This is a genomic window from Mesorhizobium sp. M7A.F.Ca.US.007.01.2.1 (genome assembly GCF_003998165.1).
GTDB lineage: Bacteria > Pseudomonadota > Alphaproteobacteria > Rhizobiales > Rhizobiaceae > Mesorhizobium > Mesorhizobium ciceri.
In genome coordinates, this window is the sequence record NZ_RZQP01000009.1 from 26433 (window position 1) to 43424 (window position 16992).

Below are 16992 nucleotides of genomic sequence, written 5' to 3' on the forward strand. Positions count from 1 at the left end.
ACACTTTTCGGCATCATGCTCAAAACAGAAGGACAGTATCATGGCTTATGACGTCGTTATCATCGGATCGGGACCCGGCGGCTATGTCTGCGCCATCAAGGCGGCGCAGCTCGGGCTCAGGGTTGCGGTGGTCGAGAAGAACGCGACCTTCGGCGGCACCTGCCTGAACATCGGCTGCATCCCGTCCAAGGCGCTGCTCCATGCCTCCGAGATGTTCGCCGAGGCCGGCCACTCCTTCGACACGCTCGGCGTCGAGATATCGGCGCCGAAATTGAACCTGAAGAAGATGATGGCGCACAAGGATGCGACGGTGTCGTCGAACGTCAACGGCGTCGCCTTCCTGTTCAAGAAGAACAAGATCGACAGTTTCCGCGGCACCGGCAAGGTGCTCGCCGCCGGCAAGGTGTCGGTCACCTCCGAGGACGGCAAGGTCGAGGAGATCGAGACCAAGAACATCGTCATCGCCACCGGCTCGGATGTCGCCGGCATTCCCGGCGTCAAGGTCGACATCGACGAGAAGGTGATCGTGTCGTCGACCGGCGCGCTGTCGCTGGATAAGGTTCCCGGCCATCTGGTGGTGGTCGGCGGCGGTGTCATCGGGCTCGAGCTCGGCTCGGTGTGGGCGCGGCTCGGCGCCAAGGTCACCGTGGTCGAATTCCTCGACACCATCCTGGGCGGCATGGACGGCGAGGTCTCCAAGCAATTCCAGCGGCTGCTGGGCAAACAGGGCTTCGAGTTCAAGCTCGGCGCCAAGGTCACCGGCGTCGCCAAGGCCAAGAAGGGTGCGACCGTCACCTTCGAGCCGGTCAAGGGCGGCGCCGCCGAGACCATCGAGGCCGATGCCGTGCTGATCGCCACCGGCCGCCGCGCCTATGCCGACAGCCTCGGGCTCGGGGAAGCCGGCGTCGAGGTCGACGAGCGCGGCCGGGTCAAGACCGATGGCCATCTCAAGACCAATATCCCGGGCATCTATGCCATCGGCGATGTCATCGCCGGGCCGATGCTGGCGCACAAGGCCGAGGATGAGGGCGTGGCGGTAGCGGAAACCATTGCCGGTCAGGCCGGCCACGTGAACTATGACGTCATTCCGAGCGTCGTCTACACCAGCCCGGAAATCGCCTCGGTCGGCAAAACCGAAGAAGAGTTGAAGAAGGCCGGCATCGACTACAAGGTCGGAAAATTCCCGTTCAGCGCCAATGGTCGGGCGCGCGCCATGCTGCACACGGACGGTTTTGTGAAGATCCTCGCCGACAGGCAAAGCGACCGCGTGCTCGGCGTCCATATCGTCGGCTTCGGCGCCGGCGAGATGATCCACGAGGCGGCGGTGCTGATGGAGTTCGGTGGTTCGTCGGAGGATCTCGCCCGCACCTGCCATGCGCACCCGACGATGTCGGAGGCGATCAAGGAGGCGGCGCTGGCGACGTTCTTCAAGCCGATCCACATCTAAGGCCCTTTCATAAACTCTACTCCGGCGGCCATCTGGCGAGGTTTTCTCCGCTTTCACAGCGCCGCGCGTCCTCCTGGACGCTTAAAGGATGCTGTGACCCTTTTTGATTGGCGCATGATCCTCTCCGAAAATCGGACTGTCTTCGGGGTCATGCACTGCTCACGGACCTAATGTCCGCTGCGCTCCGGTTCTCGAAAACCACACCAGCTGACTCACCGGAGCGAGTTTCTGGAAAGGCCTTTCTGGCGGCCCCTACAAAACAGAACGGCCCGCTTTTCAGCGGGCCGTTCGTAACTGATATCGAGCCAATCACTGGGCCGGTGCAGGTGCCGGCGCAGGGGCTGGTGCCGGCGCAGGAGCCGGTGCGGGCGCGGGTGCCGGGGCAGGCGCCGGTTCTGCAGGTGCCGGAGCAGGCGCGGGCGCAGGCGCAGGTTCAGCCGGCTTCATCGGTTCCGCCGGTGCAGGCGCTGGGGCCGGTGTGCTGGCCGCCGGCGGCTCGGCGGGTGCCGGGTGCTCACCACTTCTTCCGAAAACATAATACGCGACAACCGCCAGAATAACGACGACCAGTGCAATCAGCCAACCGCTACCACCGCCGCCGCCACTTGGCCTTGGTGCGTTGGTGGACGAATTGAACGGGTCGTTTGGATTCGGTGTGTTCGCCATAAAAGTGTCCTCCGTGGATGAAAAATATCAATCAACACCATACAACGCGCAATCATTGAACTGGTTTCACGCTAGGGTTGGAAAACGCCAAAAACAAGGACAATCCTGCCCTTCCGCAGCCGGAGTGGCGTCGTTTCGCCACGCAGCGCGCCAAGTTTGCGTCTGTTAAGGTCGAATCAGAGGGTTTTGCCGTGACGAATCCGTCAGCTCAGCTTGTCCCGAATCACTGCGATGCTCTCGCCAGAGCCCAGTTCGCAGACCGCTATGTGCTGGTCACTGAAGGCCTTTCCTTAACCGCATTCGGCGCGGCCGAACGCGCTCTGGGGCGAACGCCGCCCTGGGTCGGCAGGCTCATGGCGCTGCGCAATCTTGCCGTCAGGCCGTTCCGGCTGAAGACGGGCTTGGAAACTGCGGTGTTGCCGTCGGGCCGGATCGGGATATTTCCGCTCATCAGCCAGTTTCCCGGCAAGGTTGTGCTTGGCCTCGACGACCGGCATCTCGATTTCCGTGTCCTGGTCGAAGTCAGGGATCTTGGCAGCGGCCGGCAAGAGGTGGCCGCGACGACGATCGTCAAGACGCACAATTGGCTCGGGCGCGCCTATCTCGCGATCATCATGCCGTTTCACCGGATCGTCGTTCCGGCGATGCTGGCCCAGATCCTGGCGAAGTAAGCTGAAGTCACTAAAGTCCAACAGGCGTGACGGTGTAACCGGCCTTGCGGAAATCCTCGACCAGGCCTTCGGGGCCGGGGAGGTGGAGGGCGCCGACCGCCATGAAGACGTTGCCTTTGGCAAGGATCGGTTCGGCATGCTCGACCATCACCTTGTTGCGGCTGGTGATCATGGTTTCCTCGAACGCCGCATAGCCCGCGGGGTCGTCCTGTTGGTCCGGCATCGCGGCACGAAACAGCGGCCAGAACATGCCGGTGTCGCCACGCTGGTAGAGCACGATCATGGTTTCGTTGATGTCGTTGACCTTGTCGCCGAGCTTCAGCGTGTCGACGAGGCCCTTCATGTGAAACGCCAGCGGCAGCGAGGCCATGGCGCGCAGTTGGCCTTCAGCCGTCTCCAATCCTTCCACCGGCTTGCCGGAAGCCTTCGCGCCTTCCGCCAGCCTGACATCGAGCACCGGGGCGCCGCCTGACTGACGGGCCAGCTCGCAGGCCGGCAGTGCCATCATGGCCGAGAGCATCCACGGCTTCATCTTGGCAACCGTTGCCGGCGGAATGCCGCGTGCGTCGAGCGCGGTGTTCATGGCCGCCGCATCGTCGGGCGACAGCAGCGACGCCAGCGTCGTCGAATCCGTGAACATCATCAGGTCCGGCTCCTTGAGCATCGCTACCATCATCTTCTGCTTGTCGAGCACGTCGGTGGTTTCGATGACGATGGTGCCGGCGGCGTCATAGGCTTTCTGCGCTTCGGGAGGCAGCGTGGTGACGCGCGGGTCGGTCATATGCATGGTGCCGAACAGGAAGGACGGCTTCTCGCCGGGCTTTTCCAGCTTCCACAACAGGCCCTTGCCGTTCGGCGTCGCGGCGGCTTCCGCTTCGATCTTGCGGTAGGTCGCCGGATCGTTCTTCTGCAGGGCCGACAGCATGTCGGCACCGGTGCAGGTCGGGACTTCGGCATGCGCCTTGCCGGCCGCGAACAGCAGCACGGCGAGGAACGACAGGAAGAACAGAACATTGAGCGCGACGAGCAGCTTCAGCGACACGGAAGCAGCACGGTCGGCGATGGCTATGACGCGTTTCATGAGCCTCTTCTAGGACTGAAAAGCGGCAAAACGGTTAACCTGTGCTGAGAAATTGTCTTGGACTGGCTATCGCCCTCAACTGACGTCGATGGGGCTCATGCTTCAACGATTAGCGGAAACGCCCATTTCTTCGTCATCCCAGGGTCTCCGCGACGGAGCTTCGCTCCTGCTTCGCCCAGGGACGACGACGTTGGGGAGGCTTTCGGCCAAATGGTGAACGTTACTGGCGTTCACGCCCTGGGATGCGCCTGCTCATAAATCTCGAGCAGCCTCGCGGTGTCGACGCCGGTGTAGATTTGCGTCGTCGACAGGCTGGCGTGGCCGAGCAGTTCCTGGATGGTGCGCAAATCACCGCCGCGGCCGAGCAGATGCGTGGCGAAGGAATGGCGCAGCGCATGCGGCGTCGCGGTATCGGGCAGGTTGAGCGCCGAGCGCAGCTTGGCCATGTCGCGCTGGACGATGGCCGGGTTGAGCGGGCCGCCGCGGGCGCCGCGAAACAACAGGCCCTTGGGGTCGAGATGGTAGGGGCAGAGCCGGCGATATTCGGCGATCGCCCTGAGCGCCACCGGCAGCACCGGCACCAGGCGCGTCTTGCCGCCCTTGCCGGCAACGCGCAGCACCGTGTCGGCCGCCGACGCCAGATCGGCGCCGGTCAGGCCGAGCGCCTCGGAAATGCGCAGGCCAGAGCCGTAGAGCAGCGTCAGCACGGCGGCGTTGCGGGCTGCGATCCAGGGTTCCTCCGCCAGTTGGCCTTCGATGGAAACGATATGCTTGGCATCGCTCGCCGTCAGCGGCTTGGGCAGCGATTTGGGCTGGCGCGGCGCGCGCAGTGCCGCCGCACCGGCCGCATTGGCGAGGCCGCGCCGCTCGAGGAAACGCAGCAGCGAGCGGATGCCGGCGAGACCCCGGCCCAGCGTGCGGGCGCCGGCACCGGCATTGCGGCGGGCGGCAAGGAAGCCGCGCAAATCCGCCGGGCGCAGATCGGCGATGTCCGAAATGCCGGGCGAGCCGCCGCAATGGCCGGTGAGGAAATGCAGGAACTGACGCGTGTCGCGCTCATAGGCTTCCACCGTCTCGGGCGACAGCCGACGTTCTCGCGCCAGCATCTTCAGCCAGCTTTCGCGCGCCGCCTGGAGATCGGGTTTGGCCGGGATGAGGAATTCCTGCATGGCGGCATTTTCGGATATTCGGGTTAGGAAGCGGTGAATAGCCCGTCATTGAAATGACAGCCGCGTGGGGCTAGAGCAGGCCAAAGGATATTTCGCCATGAGCAAGCCCCAGAACCCTGTCCAGATGGCCGTGATCGGCGCCGCCCATGGCATCAAGGGCGAATTGCGGGTGAAGACCTTCACCGGCGAGCCGCTGGCGCTGGCCGACTACGGGCCGCTCTACGCCAGGGACGGGCGCGCCTTCCAGATCGTCGACATCAGGCCCGCCAACACCGTCGTCGTGGTCCGTTTCAAGGGCATTGCCGACCGCAATGCGGCCGAGGCGCTGGCCGGCACGGAGCTGTTCGTCGACCGTTCGATGCTGCCGGACGATGGCGAGGAAGACGAATTCTACCATGCCGACCTCGTCGGCCTCGAAGTCCGCGACGACACGGGTGCCGTGCTTGGCAAGGTGGTCGCGGTGCACAATTTCGGCGGCGGCGACATTCTCGACGTGACGCTGGGCGGGCGCAAGGGCGTGCTGATCCCGTTCACACAGGCTGCCGTACCGCAAGTGTCGATCGCCGAAGGTTTCGTCCGCGTCGATCCGGCGGCGGCCGGGCTGGTCGATGACGAGGATGGCGGTGGTCCGCGTGAGGAAGACTTCGATCCGAAGGGCAGGCCGCGCGGACCGAGCGATGCCGGGGGCAACCGGTGAGTTTTTCCGCTTCGGTGCTGACGCTTTACCCCGAGATGTTTCCCGGCGCGCTCGGCCTGTCGTTGGCCGGCCGGGCGCTCGAGGCCGGGACGTGGTCGCTGGAGACGATCCAGATCCGTGACTTCGCCACCGACCGCCACCGCACCGTCGACGACACGCCCGCCGGCGGCGGCGCCGGCATGGTGATGCGCGCCGACGTGCTGGCGAAAGCCATCGACTATGCTTCGCCGGAAGGCGATGCGCGGCCTCGGCTGCTGATGAGCCCGCGCGGCAAGCCGCTGACCCAGGCGCGTGTGCGCGAGCTGGCCGCTGGGCCGGGCGCCGTCATCCTGTGCGGCCGCTTCGAAGGCGTCGACCAGCGGGTGATCGACGCGCGGGAATTGGAGGAAGTCTCCATCGGCGATTTCATTCTCTCGGGTGGTGAGCCGGCCGCCCTTGTGCTGCTCGACGCGGTGGTGCGGCTGCTGCCCGGGGTCATGGGCAACGCGATGTCGGGCGAGGAAGAGAGTTTTGAAAACGGCCTGCTCGAACATCCGCACTATACGCGGCCGCAGGAGTTCGAAGGCCGTGACATTCCCGAGGTCCTGATTTCCGGCAATCACAAGAAGATCGCCGCCTGGCGGCGGGCGGAGTCAGAAAGACTGACAGCCGAGAGGCGTCCGGACCTGCTTGCCGCTGCTCAGCCCTTGGCAAAATAATAGAAGGCCAAAAACAGGCCGACGGCGACGACGAAGCCGCGCACCGCGTTTTGCGGCACGCGCTTGGCGATCCAGACGCCGGCATAGCCGCCGAGCGCGCCGCCCGGGATCATGATGATCGCCTGCGGCCAGGCGACGACGCCGCCCGAGACGAAGACGACGATCGCGACAGCGGCGATGACCATGGCCAGCATGTTCTTCAACGCGTTCAGCCGGTGATAGTCGCCGGCCTGGGTGAGGCCGAGCGTCGCCAGCATCATCACGCCCATGCCGGCGCCGAAGAAGCCGCCATAGATGGCGGTGAGAAATTGTGCGAGCGAGCCGGCCAGCGAGCCCACCGCCGCTTCATGGCCGGGCTTCGGCACTGGTTTCAGCCAGGGGCCGGCGGCGAACAGGGCCGTCGCGGCTAGCAGCAGCCACGGCACCAGAGCGCGAAACGAGGGATTGTCGAGCGCCAAAAGGATCAGAGCGCCGGCCAGTGCGCCCACGGCCGAGATCAGGCACAGCAGCAGCGCGCCGCGCCAGAAGTGCCTGATATCGGCCGAGTAGGCGAGGGTCGAGGTGATGTAGCCTGGAAATTGCGTCACCGAGGAGGTGGCGTTGGCAACAATCGGCGGCAGGCCGACCAACGTCATGGCGCCGAAGGTGATGAAGGTGCCGCCACCGGCGACCGCATTGGCGGCGCCTGACAGAAAGCCCGCTAGAAACAGCAGGATGGCATCGAAGACAGACATGAATTGCGGCCGCTCAAAACTGTGTTATTTCAGGCTTTAGAAAGCCTGAACGACCGGCGCAACCCGGCACGGCAGGATTACGATGGTGCCATGCGAGCAGAAAATGCGCGCCCAAGGCGTGACAAAGCGGCGAAATAGCTGTATGTGCCCGCCCGTACCGGCCAGAAAGAATCTGCCGGACCCGTCAACAATGACGGTGTAGTCGCCCCTGCCTGATGTTTCAAAGACAAATGTCTTGGAGACAAAAGGCATAGCCAAGCGGTCAATGGAACTGCAAGGCGAGTGTCGGACGCTCTGACTGTCGGAAGAACAAGAAGTGGACTTTTGAGATGGATATTCTCCGTCAGCTCGAGGCCGAACAGGCCGCCAAGATCGAAGCCAAGCGCAAGCTTCCCGAATTCCAGCCCGGCGACACCGTGCGCGTCCAGGTCCGCGTGACCGAAGGCACCCGCACCCGCGTCCAGGCCTATGAGGGCGTCGTCATCGCCCGCGCCGGCGCCGGCTTCCAGGAGAACTTCACGGTTCGCAAGATTTCCTACGGCGAAGGTGTCGAGCGCGTGTTCCCGGTCTACTCGCCGATGGTTGAAGGCGTCGAGATCGTTCGCCGCGGCAAGGTGCGTCGCGCCAAGCTCTACTACCTGCGCGATCGTCGCGGCAAATCGGCCCGTATTTCTGAAAACACCGGCGTGCGCGCCCGCAAGCTGAACGATGAGGAGCGCGATGCGCTGAACGCCGAGAAGGCCCGTATCGAAGCCGAGAAGGTGGCAGCAGCCGAGGCCCTGGCCGTCGAGAAGGCCGCCCAGGACGCCGCCGAGAAGAAGGCCGCCGCCGAGGCCGAAGCAGCAGCCAAGGCCGCCGCAGAAGCGACCCCTGCCGAATAAGGTTTTCGGAAATCCCATTCAAAAAGGCGGCTTCGGCCGCCTTTTTTCGTTTCACCAGACTGTGAACGCTTTCAGCGCCAGACACAGGATCCGGCTGTTGACGGCGCATTACTTTGTGAACTAAATAATCGCGCACAAAGTAATTGGAGATTTGATATGGCACTCTACACCACACAGGCTCACGTCACCGGCGGCCGCGCCGGCCATGGCGAGACCAGCGACGGTCTGCTCAAGGTCGATCTGGCAATGCCCAAAGAACTCGGCGGGCCGGGGGGCGCCACCAATCCCGAGCAACTGTTCGCTATCGGCTATGCCGCCTGCTTCGAAAGCGCCATCCGCTTTGTCGCGCGCAAACAGAAGCTGTCGCTGACGGATGCCGGGGTAACCTCCACCGTCAGCCTGCTTCCCGATGGCGAAGGCTTTAAGCTCGGTGTCGCGCTCGCGGCGGAAACGAAAGGCCTTGATCAGGCGGCGGCGGAAGCGCTTGTATCGGAGGCGCACAAGATCTGCCCCTATTCCAACGCCATCAGGGGCAATGTCGACGTAGCGCTTTCGGTAAAGGCGGCATGACGGAAAAGACGACAAAGAGCACCAGGGACGTCCCGGCGGAGGCCACCGGGACGTTTCACGTTCCGCGGCTCGACCAACAGCTCTGCTTCGCGCTCTATTCGGCAAGCGGGCTGATGACGAAGCTCTACCGCCCGCTGCTCGATCCGCTCGGCCTGACCTATCCGCAATATCTGGCCATGTTGGCGCTCTGGGAACGGGCTCCAAGCACGGTCGGCGAGCTTGGCGAAGCGCTCGGGCTGGATTCGGCGACGCTGACGCCGCTGCTCAAGCGGCTGGAGGCCGGTGGCCTGGTCACACGCCGGCGCGACCCCGCCGACGAGCGCCGGGTTCTGGTCGAGCCGACAGCGAAGGGACAAGCGTTGCGTGAGCAGGCCAAAAGCGTGCCGGCGGCGATGCTTTGCAACCTGCCGCTGGATGCCGACGAGTTGAAATCCCTGCACCGCACGCTGACACGGTTCGTCTCCGGCTTGCGCAAGGCGGATGCCGGCATCGTGAAGCGGAGCTGATCGCTGCCGCGACACCGTTCATTCCTGAATCCCGGAAATGAAGGCATCGGAATCCCTTTTCGCGCGCGCTGACGCAGCGGACCGTCTTGCATGACGCTTGCGGAAAGCTAAAGTCGGCGCCGGATTTTCCTACAAGCCCGGCCGTGCCCGGGTCCTTCAATTTCCGGGGAGTGTGTCATGACCAAATCGAAACTGCTGCTGGCAGGCCTGCTTGCCCTCGTCCTGGTACCCGTTGCCGCCTTTGCGCAGGCGCTGCCCGACCTCGGCGGCAAAAAGGTGGTGGTTGTGACCGAAAACGCCTATCCGCCGCTGCAGTTCATCGATGCCAAGACCGGCAAGCAGATCGGCTGGGAATATGATGCGATGAACGAGATCGCCAAGCGGCTGAATTTCGCCGTCGAGTACCAGAACACATCCTGGGACGCGATGATCCAGGCGGTTTCCGACAACCAGTACAACATCGGCATGACCGGCATCACCATCAAGGACGACCGCAAGGAGAAGGTCGATTTCTCCGACCCCTATATGCGCTCGGAACAGTTCATGCTGGTGCGCGGCGATGAAAGCCGTTTCACCGACGCCAAGACCTTCGGCGCCTTCAAGGATGGGCTGATCGGCGCGCAGGCCGGTACCACGCCCTTCTACACCGCCGTCTACAGCGTGCTCGACGGCAATGAGCAGAACCCGCGCATCAAGCTGTTCGAGACCTTCGGCGCCACGGTGCAGGCACTGAAATCCGGCGACGTTGACGTCGTCTTGACCGACGGCACCGCGGGGAAGGGCTATGTCGACGCCTCCGAGGGCAAGCTGAAGCTGATCGGCGGACCGCTCGGCACCGAGGATTTCGGCTTCATCTTCCCGAAGGGTTCCGACCTGGTGAAGCCGGTCAATGCGGCGATTGCGGCGTTGAAGGCGGACGGGACGTTCGATGCGCTGAACAAGAAGTGGTTTCTTGATTACAAGATGGGGCAGTGATTTCGCACTGACTTCGCGCTTGAACGCCCCCCTCTGCCTTGCCGGGCATCTCCCCCTCAAGGGGGGAGATTGGCTGTTTTTTCCGCTTTCACCAATCACCAAAGTTGTAAAAAGAGTGCCGTCGACGAAGCTGCCAATCTCCCCCCTTGAGGGGGAGATGGCCGGCAGGCCAGAGGGGGCTGCCTTGGCGCAATCCTTTTGATGCCTCCCGCCTCTTCCTCCAAAGCCGACTTCCCCTGGTGGCTCGTCGTGGCCGTGACCATCGCGATCGCGGTGGCCGTCTTCGTCGCCACCAGCAATCTCTATGCCCAGGTGTTCGCCACGGTCGCCAAGGGCATCGGCGTCACCATCTTCGTCACCGTGATTGCCTTCGTGCTGGCGTCGGCCATTGGGCTCGGCATCGCGCTGATGGGAATGTCGGGTTCGCGCTGGCTGCGCCAGATCGCGCGCTTCTATGTCGAGATCATCCGCGGCGTGCCGATCCTGGTGCTGTTGTTCTGGATCGCCTTTGCCGGCGCGCCGGCCTTCGTCGCGGCCTGGAACGCGCTGACCGCGCCGCTGCAAAGCGCCGGCCTGTTCGGCGAGCTTTTGGTGCGCGACGTGTCGCTGTTGTGGCGCGCCATCATGGCGCTGACCATCGGCTATTCGGCTTTCATCTCGGAGGTTTTCCGGGCCGGCATCCAGGCGGTGGAGAAGGGCCAGATCGAAGCGGCGAAGGCGCTCGGGCTGACCCGCGCGCAGCGTTTCCGGCTCATCGTGTTTCCACAGGCGATCCGCACCATCCTGCCGCCCCTCGGCAATGATTTCGTCGCACTGGTCAAGGATTCCTCGCTGGTCTCGGTGCTCGGCGTTGCCGACATCACGCAGATGGGCAAGGTCTACGCCGCCGGCTCCTTTCGCTTCTTCGAGACCTATTCGATAACAGCCTACATCTACCTCATCCTGACCGTCGGCCTGTCGCTGGCGCTCAGGGCGCTGGAACGGCGGCTGCGCCGCCAGCACGAGGAATAGTTTTTCGGCCAAGGCAGCGCTACGATCCCCGAGCATTCCCGTTGAGGAGGTCCCATGATCGTCGACAAAGCCAATGCGGCGCTGGATTCCGTCTATACGGCCGACACGCCGGAAGCGCTTGAAGAGGCCTATGCCGCATGGGCCGGGACCTATGACAGCGAGACCGCCTCGCTCGGCTACCTCCTGCCTTTCCTGATCACCGCCTGGGTGGCGCGCCATGTGCCGGCGGGCGATGGCCCGTTGCTCGATGCCGGCTGCGGCACCGGCCTGTCGGGACCGTCGCTGAATGCGCTCGGCTACCGCGACATTGCGGGGCTCGACCTCTCGGACGATATGCTGAAGATCGCCGGCAGCCGCAATGCCTACAGCGAACTGAAGCAGGCAATGCTGGGCGGTCCGCTGCCGTGGCCGGACGGGTATTTCCGCGCCTTCTTCTCGACAGGCGTGTTCACCATCAGCCATGCGCCGGCGACAGGCCTGCACGAACTGGTGCGCATCACCCGCAAGGGCGGCCATGCGATCTTCACCGTGCGCGACCGGGTGTTCGAGAGCGGCGGCTTCCAGGCGGTGTTCGATGAGTTGGAGCAGACTGGGAAATGGCGGCCGGTCGAGGAAAGCCCGTGGTTCCGCTGCTATGCGATCGCCGAGCCGGATGCGCTGGTGAAGACTTTTGTGTTTGAAGTGATCTGAGCGGCGCGTTCTCCGATCTTGGCTTCCTTCCTCTCCCCCTGAAGGTGTGGAAGTGAGGACGAGGAACCCGAGTTCTGCGAAGGCAGCTTCCAATTGCCGAAAACCCAAAACATTGATATGAGCCACGCCATGGAAGAGCTTTTTGGCGATCCGGCCTACAAGGGGTTCGTGCTGCAGGACAGAAAACGCCTGCCGTCGCGCTTCTCCGCGCGCGTGTCCGGGGCGCTGACCAGCCGACTACCCTAGGCCGACCCATCGGGGTCGTTTCGCCGGGCCGGAGGTCCGGCACCTGCTCTTTCCCATTCTCATATCGACGGATTTACGCACATGAGCGCACCGCGCACCCTCTACGACAAGATTTTCGACGACCATGTCGTCGATCGCCAGGAAGACGGCACCTGCCTGCTCTACATCGACCGCCACCTGGTCCATGAAGTGACCAGTCCGCAGGCCTTCGAAGGCCTGCGCATGACCGGCCGTAAAGTCCGGCATCCGGAAAAGACGCTGGCCGTGGTCGATCACAATGTCTCGACTTCGCCCGAGCGCAAGTTCGGCATCAAGAACGAGGAAAGCCGCATCCAGGTCGAGGCGCTGGCCAAGAACGCCAGGGATTTCGGCGTCGAATATTATTCCGAGAACGATATCCGCCAGGGCATCGTCCACATCATCGGTCCGGAGCAGGGCTTTACACTGCCCGGCATGACCATCGTCTGCGGCGACAGCCACACCTCGACGCACGGCGCTTTCGGCGCGCTGGCGCATGGCATCGGCACATCCGAGGTCGAGCATGTTCTGGCGACGCAGACGCTGATCCAGCGCAAGGCCAAGAACATGCTGGTGCGTGTCGACGGCCAATTGCCGGAAGGTGTCACCGCCAAGGACATCATCCTGGCCATCATCGGCGAGATCGGCACTGCCGGTGGCACCGGCTATGTCATCGAATATGCCGGCGAGGCGATCCGTGCGCTGTCGATGGAGGGCCGCATGACGATCTGCAACATGTCGATCGAAGGCGGCGCGCGCGCCGGCCTGATCGCCGCGGACGAGACGACCTTCGCCTATGTCAAGGACAAGCCCCGCGCGCCGAAGGGCGCGGCCTGGGATGCGGCACTCGAATACTGGAAGACGCTACAGTCCGACGAGGGCGCGCATTTCGACAAGGTGATCGTGCTCGACGCGGCCAAGCTGCCGCCGATCGTCTCCTGGGGCTCTTCGCCCGAGGACGTCGTGTCGGTGCAAGGCATCGTGCCGAACCCGGACGACATCACCGATGAGAACAAGCGCACCTCCAAGCAGCGCGCGCTCGACTATATGGGTCTGACGCCGGGCACCAGGATCACCGACATCACGCTCGACCGCGTCTTCATCGGTTCCTGCACCAATGGCCGCATCGAGGATCTGCGCGCCGTCGCCAAGGTGGTCGAAGGCAAGACGGTCAGCCCGCATGTCGATGCGATGATCGTGCCGGGCTCCGGCCTGGTCAAGGAACAGGCGGAAGCCGAAGGCCTCGACAAGATCTTTGTCGCCGCCGGTTTCGATTGGCGCGAGCCGGGCTGCTCGATGTGCCTGGCCATGAACGACGACCGGCTGAAGCCGCATGAACGCTGCGCCTCGACTTCGAACCGCAATTTCGAGGGCCGGCAAGGCTTCAAGGGCCGCACCCATCTGGTGTCGCCGGCGATGGCGGCCGCGGCGGCGATCGCCGGCCACTTCGTCGACATTCGCGAGTGGAAGTAGTCCAGACTTGAACGGACCCGAGCCGCACCCGGCTCGGGTCAACGCTTCCCGTCGCGGCGGACGAGTTCGTGGAACTCCTCGCGGCGTCCGGGCTGTTCGGCCGCGACCACAAGCGCAAGCTGTTGTTCTTCGAAGAGCTTGAACCATTCGTCCCATTCGACGAGTTCATAGCCCCCCGCATTGAGCGGCCGTTCAGGCTGGTCCTGATCCTGATAGGCGTGCTGGCCGAAGACCAGCCTCAACATGGGCTGCGTCCCCGCTTCGGGCGAGATGTCGACGATTGCGGGAAAGCCGGCGCGCCCGGCAGCCCACGAGCGGATCGCATCGTGGTCGGTCAGTGTGATTGTGTCGGCCATCGGTCGCTCCAGATTGTCAACGAAGGAACGCTGACCGGAGACGGCGGTTCCCTGACATTATTTTGAGATGGCGGTCCTGCTTGCGGCGAGGCTTAACCGCTTGTTTGGGCTTGCCCTCTAAGCTCTTCCCCGACGTAAGCGAGGGGAAGTCATAGTCGTTTGGACACGGGTCTGCTCATAGCGCTGCTTAACCCGACGATCGCGCTGGCGCTCGGCGCGGCGTTCCTCGTGCTATGGTCCTATCAGCGCCACCGCCCCTATCTGGCCGTGCTGGCGCTCAGCTACAGTCTCTCGGCGGTGGGCTTCCTGCTTCAGTATTTCACCTTGCCGATCGGCATGCCGCTGACCAAGCTGGTGTCGAACATCTGCTTCAGCATCGCCGGCTGCTGCCTGGCCGGCGCCATCGTCCACCGCTATGGCCGCAAGGTGCCCTATGTGGGGATCGGCGCGCTGGCCTGCGGGGGACTGGCGTCGTTCTGCTGGTTCCTGTTCATCGCGCCGGATCTCACCTGGCGCATCCTGGCGATGAACTTCGCTTTCGGCGGTATCAGCCTTCTGGTTGCCGCCGAACTGCGCCCGGTGCGCAACAACGGCCCGACCGAGAAAATCCTGTTCGTGCTGTCGCTGCTGTCGGGCGTCAACTTCTTCGTGCGCACCCTTATCGTCGTCATCGCGCACGGGCCCTTCACGAGCTATGACGGGTTCTATGGCTCGTCCTACTGGACGACGGCGCTGCTGTCGCACGCGCTGCTGTCGCTGCTTATCGCGCTGTGCCTGTTTTCCGCCGCGGCACTCGACGTGTTGAAGGCGTTGAAGACCGAGACCTTTACCGACCCCCTGTCGGGCCTGCTCAACCGGCGTGGCTTCGAGGAGCGCGGCATGCTGCTCTTGCGGCACTGCGCCTCGGCGCGGTTCCCGGTCGCGTTGGTGCTGGCCGACCTCGATCATTTCAAGGCGCTCAACGATGTGCATGGGCATGGGGCGGGCGATCGCGTGATTGCCGATTTCGCCGCCAAGCTTCGGTCGGCGGCCGGCGCGCGCGGTGTTGCCGGGCGTATCGGCGGCGAGGAATTCGCCGTGCTGCTGCCACTCAGCGATCTTGCCGCGGCACGGCTGTTCGCCGAAGCGGTGCGCACGGTCTATTCGGCCGGCCATGTCGACGGGCTTCCCCAGGGAACGAAGGTGACGGCAAGCTTCGGCGTGGCGGCCCGCAGCGGTGACGAGGCGCTGGAGCCGCTGATGCGCCGTGCCGACGATGCGCTCTACAAGGCCAAGAAGAACGGCCGCGACAGTGTACGCCTGTCCTATGAGCGGCCGGAAACGGCGTTCCTGCCGGAGCCGCTCAAGACCGGCTGAATCCTGGCCGGCCAGGACGTTAACGTCTTCTTCGCCCGTCGATGATTAGCTGTCGGCGCGGGTGCGGGAGAACATGAGCGGCGCCAACTTCATCCTGTTGATCAATCTGTCGGTTGCCGGCCTGCTGGCGGCCTGCTTCATGGCGGTCGCCTTCCACGATGTCGGCCGGGCGCCGGCGCGCTGGCTGGCATTTGGCTATCTGCTGGGCATGGCCTATTCGGCCATCGAATTCTCCATTCCCGCTTTTGCCGACGCGCGGCTCCCGGTCGTTGCCGCCTTCGCGGTCTTCCTTGCCGCCACCATTGCGTTCAATGGCGGGCTTGCCCGCAAATACGGCGTGGCGCCGCCCTGGAAGGCGATGCTGTTTTTCCTGTTGGCCACCACCATAGCTGTGTATTTCGTACAGGACCTGCCCCGCCAGTCGCTGATCCGCATCATGGCTTACCAGCTTCCCTATGCGGTCATGCAGTTCATCGGGCTGGCCATCGTCTGGTCATCGAGGCAAAAGCTTGCCCGTCTCGATCGCATATTGATGGCCGTGCTGGCGGCGAGCGGCCTGCAGTTTGCCTCCAAGCCATTCATCGCCCATGCGCTCGGCGGCTGGGGCGCCAATCCGCAAGCCTATCTGCAAAGCAACTACGCGCTGGTGTCGCAATCGCTCGGCACTGTCTTTGCGCTGGCGCTGGCGCTGCTGATGCTGGCCATCCTGGTTCGCGACGTGCTTGCCGAAGTGACGTCGAAGTCGGAGACGGACACGCTTTCGCGCCTGCTCAATCGCGGCGGCTTCACCCGCCATGCCGAACTGGCGGTGCTTGGCGCCCTGCGGCAAGGCGTGCCGGTCGCGCTGGTCATAGCCGATCTCGATCATTTCAAGAGCGTCAACGACAGCTTCGGCCATGCGTCCGGCGACCGGGTGATCGAGACTTTTGCAGGCTTCCTGCGTGAAGCCGCCGCCGCGCATCACGTTGCCGGCCGCATTGGCGGCGAGGAGTTCGCCATCATCCTGCCGGGAACCAACCTTGCCGCGGCGCGGCTGTTCGCCGAGGGGACGCGCAGCGCCTTCGGCGCGCTGCCCATAGACGGACTGCCGGCTGACAACCGCTGCACCGCGAGCTTCGGCGTCGCCGAACTCCATGCGAGCGAAGACTTTGCCGATCTGATGCGGCGGGCCGACCAGGCGCTCTATCAGGCGAAGAATGCCGGGCGCGATTGCGTGCGCGTCTCCGTCGGGCCTGCCGGCAACTGGTCGTCAGCCGGAACGGAAGCTAACGGCAGGGGCTGAGTTCGGGCATCTCGCCGTCGGAGAGGCCGTACATATAGGAGCGGCCCTTCACCAGCACCGGCGGCCGGTAGCAATCGCTATAACCGCCGATTTCGTCGGCTTCGTTCTCGTAGATCACCTTGGGCTGGCCGGCGCTGGTGTAGTCGGAGAGCTGCTTGGCCAGCCTGCCTTGGCCGACGATGATGCGCTTGTAGCCGGCGGCGCTGTCGACGACGAGGTTGCCGAAGGAATCGGCGTAGACGCGATCCTGATGCCGTGCGCCGGCAAGCGCTGGCGCTGCAAGGCCGGCGACCGAGGCTGCTACGACGAGCGCCGCAAGGCGCGATTTGCCCGAATTCGAACGCATGGCGTCCTCCGTGTCTTGAGGGAAAGCCTCCTCGAATCAGAAATTAACGGTTTCTTAACCTTTGTTAAGAGGCCGGCGCGTTTGGCGGCGATGTCTCGGTAAACATGGTTAATATCCGT

At 63.9% G+C, this 16992-nt stretch carries 17 protein-coding genes and 1 pseudogene; 13 read left to right on the top strand and 5 right to left on the bottom strand.

Annotation, left to right across the window (positions count from 1 at the left end; genetic code table 11):
* Positions 1-31: 31 nt before the first annotated feature.
* Positions 32-1447, top strand: a pseudogene (gene lpdA, locus EN949_RS03090) (dihydrolipoyl dehydrogenase); the annotation flags it as partial.
* 857 nt (positions 1448-2304) lie between these two features.
* Positions 2305-2784: a DUF2867 domain-containing protein gene (locus tag EN949_RS03100; RefSeq protein WP_027163289.1), complete on the top strand. Its 480-nt coding sequence runs from the start codon at positions 2305-2307 to the stop codon at positions 2782-2784.
* A gap of 10 nt (positions 2785-2794) precedes the next feature.
* On the opposite strand, the gene EN949_RS03105 is transcribed toward EN949_RS03100, so the two are convergent.
* Together EN949_RS03105 and EN949_RS03110 are read right to left on the bottom strand one after the other, a co-directional pair.
* Positions 2795-3865, bottom strand: a complete 1071-nt coding sequence (locus tag EN949_RS03105; protein ID WP_027163290.1) for a TraB/GumN family protein — start codon at positions 3863-3865, stop codon at positions 2795-2797.
* Positions 3866-4095: 230 nt separating this feature from the next.
* Positions 4096-5034: a tyrosine recombinase XerC gene (locus EN949_RS03110; protein WP_024504979.1), complete on the bottom strand. Its 939-nt coding sequence runs from the start codon at positions 5032-5034 to the stop codon at positions 4096-4098.
* 97 nt (positions 5035-5131) lie between these two features.
* Here EN949_RS03110 and rimM point away from each other — a divergent pair, with 97 nt between their 5' ends.
* Together rimM and trmD are read left to right on the top strand one after the other, a co-directional pair.
* The gene (gene rimM, locus EN949_RS03115; protein ID WP_024504980.1) at positions 5132-5731 is read left to right on the top strand and encodes a ribosome maturation factor RimM; all 600 of its coding nucleotides are present in this window, start codon (positions 5132-5134) and stop codon (positions 5729-5731) included.
* Positions 5728-6429: a tRNA (guanosine(37)-N1)-methyltransferase TrmD gene (gene trmD, locus EN949_RS03120; RefSeq protein WP_027163292.1), complete on the top strand. Its 702-nt coding sequence runs from the start codon at positions 5728-5730 to the stop codon at positions 6427-6429. Before rimM ends, trmD begins: the two co-directional genes overlap by 4 nt.
* On the opposite strand, the gene EN949_RS03125 is transcribed toward trmD, so the two are convergent.
* A complete protein-coding gene (locus tag EN949_RS03125) occupies positions 6411-7163 on the bottom strand; it encodes a sulfite exporter TauE/SafE family protein (protein ID WP_027163293.1) in 753 nt (250 codons plus the stop codon). The two genes, trmD and EN949_RS03125, sit on opposite strands and share 19 nt — an antisense overlap.
* Positions 7164-7492: 329 nt before the next feature.
* Here EN949_RS03125 and rplS point away from each other — a divergent pair, with 329 nt between their 5' ends.
* The 7 genes from rplS (at position 7493) to leuC (ending at position 13533) form a co-directional block, all read left to right on the top strand.
* Positions 7493-8044, top strand: a complete 552-nt coding sequence (gene rplS, locus EN949_RS03135; RefSeq protein WP_013528861.1) for a 50S ribosomal protein L19 — start codon at positions 7493-7495, stop codon at positions 8042-8044.
* A gap of 156 nt (positions 8045-8200) precedes the next feature.
* Positions 8201-8614, top strand: coding sequence for an organic hydroperoxide resistance protein (locus EN949_RS03140; protein WP_013528862.1), 414 nt, complete (start codon positions 8201-8203; stop codon positions 8612-8614).
* On the top strand, positions 8611-9120 hold the full coding sequence (locus EN949_RS03145; protein ID WP_013528863.1) for a MarR family transcriptional regulator: 510 nt from the start codon (positions 8611-8613) through the stop codon (positions 9118-9120). Before EN949_RS03140 ends, EN949_RS03145 begins: the two co-directional genes overlap by 4 nt.
* A gap of 177 nt (positions 9121-9297) precedes the next feature.
* Positions 9298-10095 carry a transporter substrate-binding domain-containing protein gene (locus tag EN949_RS03150; protein WP_013528864.1) on the top strand — a complete coding sequence of 266 codons (798 nt, stop codon included), beginning with the start codon at positions 9298-9300 and terminating at the stop codon, positions 10093-10095.
* 201 nt (positions 10096-10296) lie between these two features.
* Positions 10297-11106, top strand: a complete 810-nt coding sequence (locus EN949_RS03160) for an amino acid ABC transporter permease (protein WP_027163295.1) — start codon at positions 10297-10299, stop codon at positions 11104-11106.
* Positions 11107-11160: 54 nt separating this feature from the next.
* Complete coding sequence (locus tag EN949_RS03165) at positions 11161-11796, top strand: class I SAM-dependent methyltransferase (RefSeq protein WP_063169534.1); 636 nt, start codon at positions 11161-11163, stop codon at positions 11794-11796.
* A 327-nt stretch (positions 11797-12123) separates the two neighbouring features.
* Positions 12124-13533, top strand: a complete 1410-nt coding sequence (gene leuC / locus EN949_RS03175; protein WP_063169533.1) for a 3-isopropylmalate dehydratase large subunit — start codon at positions 12124-12126, stop codon at positions 13531-13533.
* 38 nt (positions 13534-13571) lie between these two features.
* Here the strand turns inward: leuC and EN949_RS03180 are convergent, their stop codons facing one another.
* On the bottom strand, positions 13572-13889 hold the full coding sequence (locus EN949_RS03180) for a hypothetical protein (protein ID WP_013528869.1): 318 nt from the start codon (positions 13887-13889) through the stop codon (positions 13572-13574).
* Between the two features lie 159 nt (positions 13890-14048).
* Between EN949_RS03180 and EN949_RS03185 the strand changes: the two genes are divergently transcribed.
* The gene (locus EN949_RS03185) at positions 14049-15245 is read left to right on the top strand and encodes a GGDEF domain-containing protein (RefSeq protein ID WP_063169532.1); all 1197 of its coding nucleotides are present in this window, start codon (positions 14049-14051) and stop codon (positions 15243-15245) included.
* Positions 15246-15318: 73 nt separating this feature from the next.
* Positions 15319-16527 carry a GGDEF domain-containing protein gene (locus tag EN949_RS03190; RefSeq protein ID WP_063169531.1) on the top strand — a complete coding sequence of 403 codons (1209 nt, stop codon included), beginning with the start codon at positions 15319-15321 and terminating at the stop codon, positions 16525-16527.
* Here EN949_RS03190 and EN949_RS03195 read toward each other — a convergent pair.
* Positions 16511-16873 (bottom strand): hypothetical protein, encoded by a 363-nt coding sequence (locus EN949_RS03195; RefSeq protein ID WP_024504989.1) that lies wholly within the window; start codon positions 16871-16873, stop codon positions 16511-16513. The genes EN949_RS03190 and EN949_RS03195 overlap by 17 nt on opposite strands.
* Positions 16874-16992 lie beyond the last annotated feature (119 nt).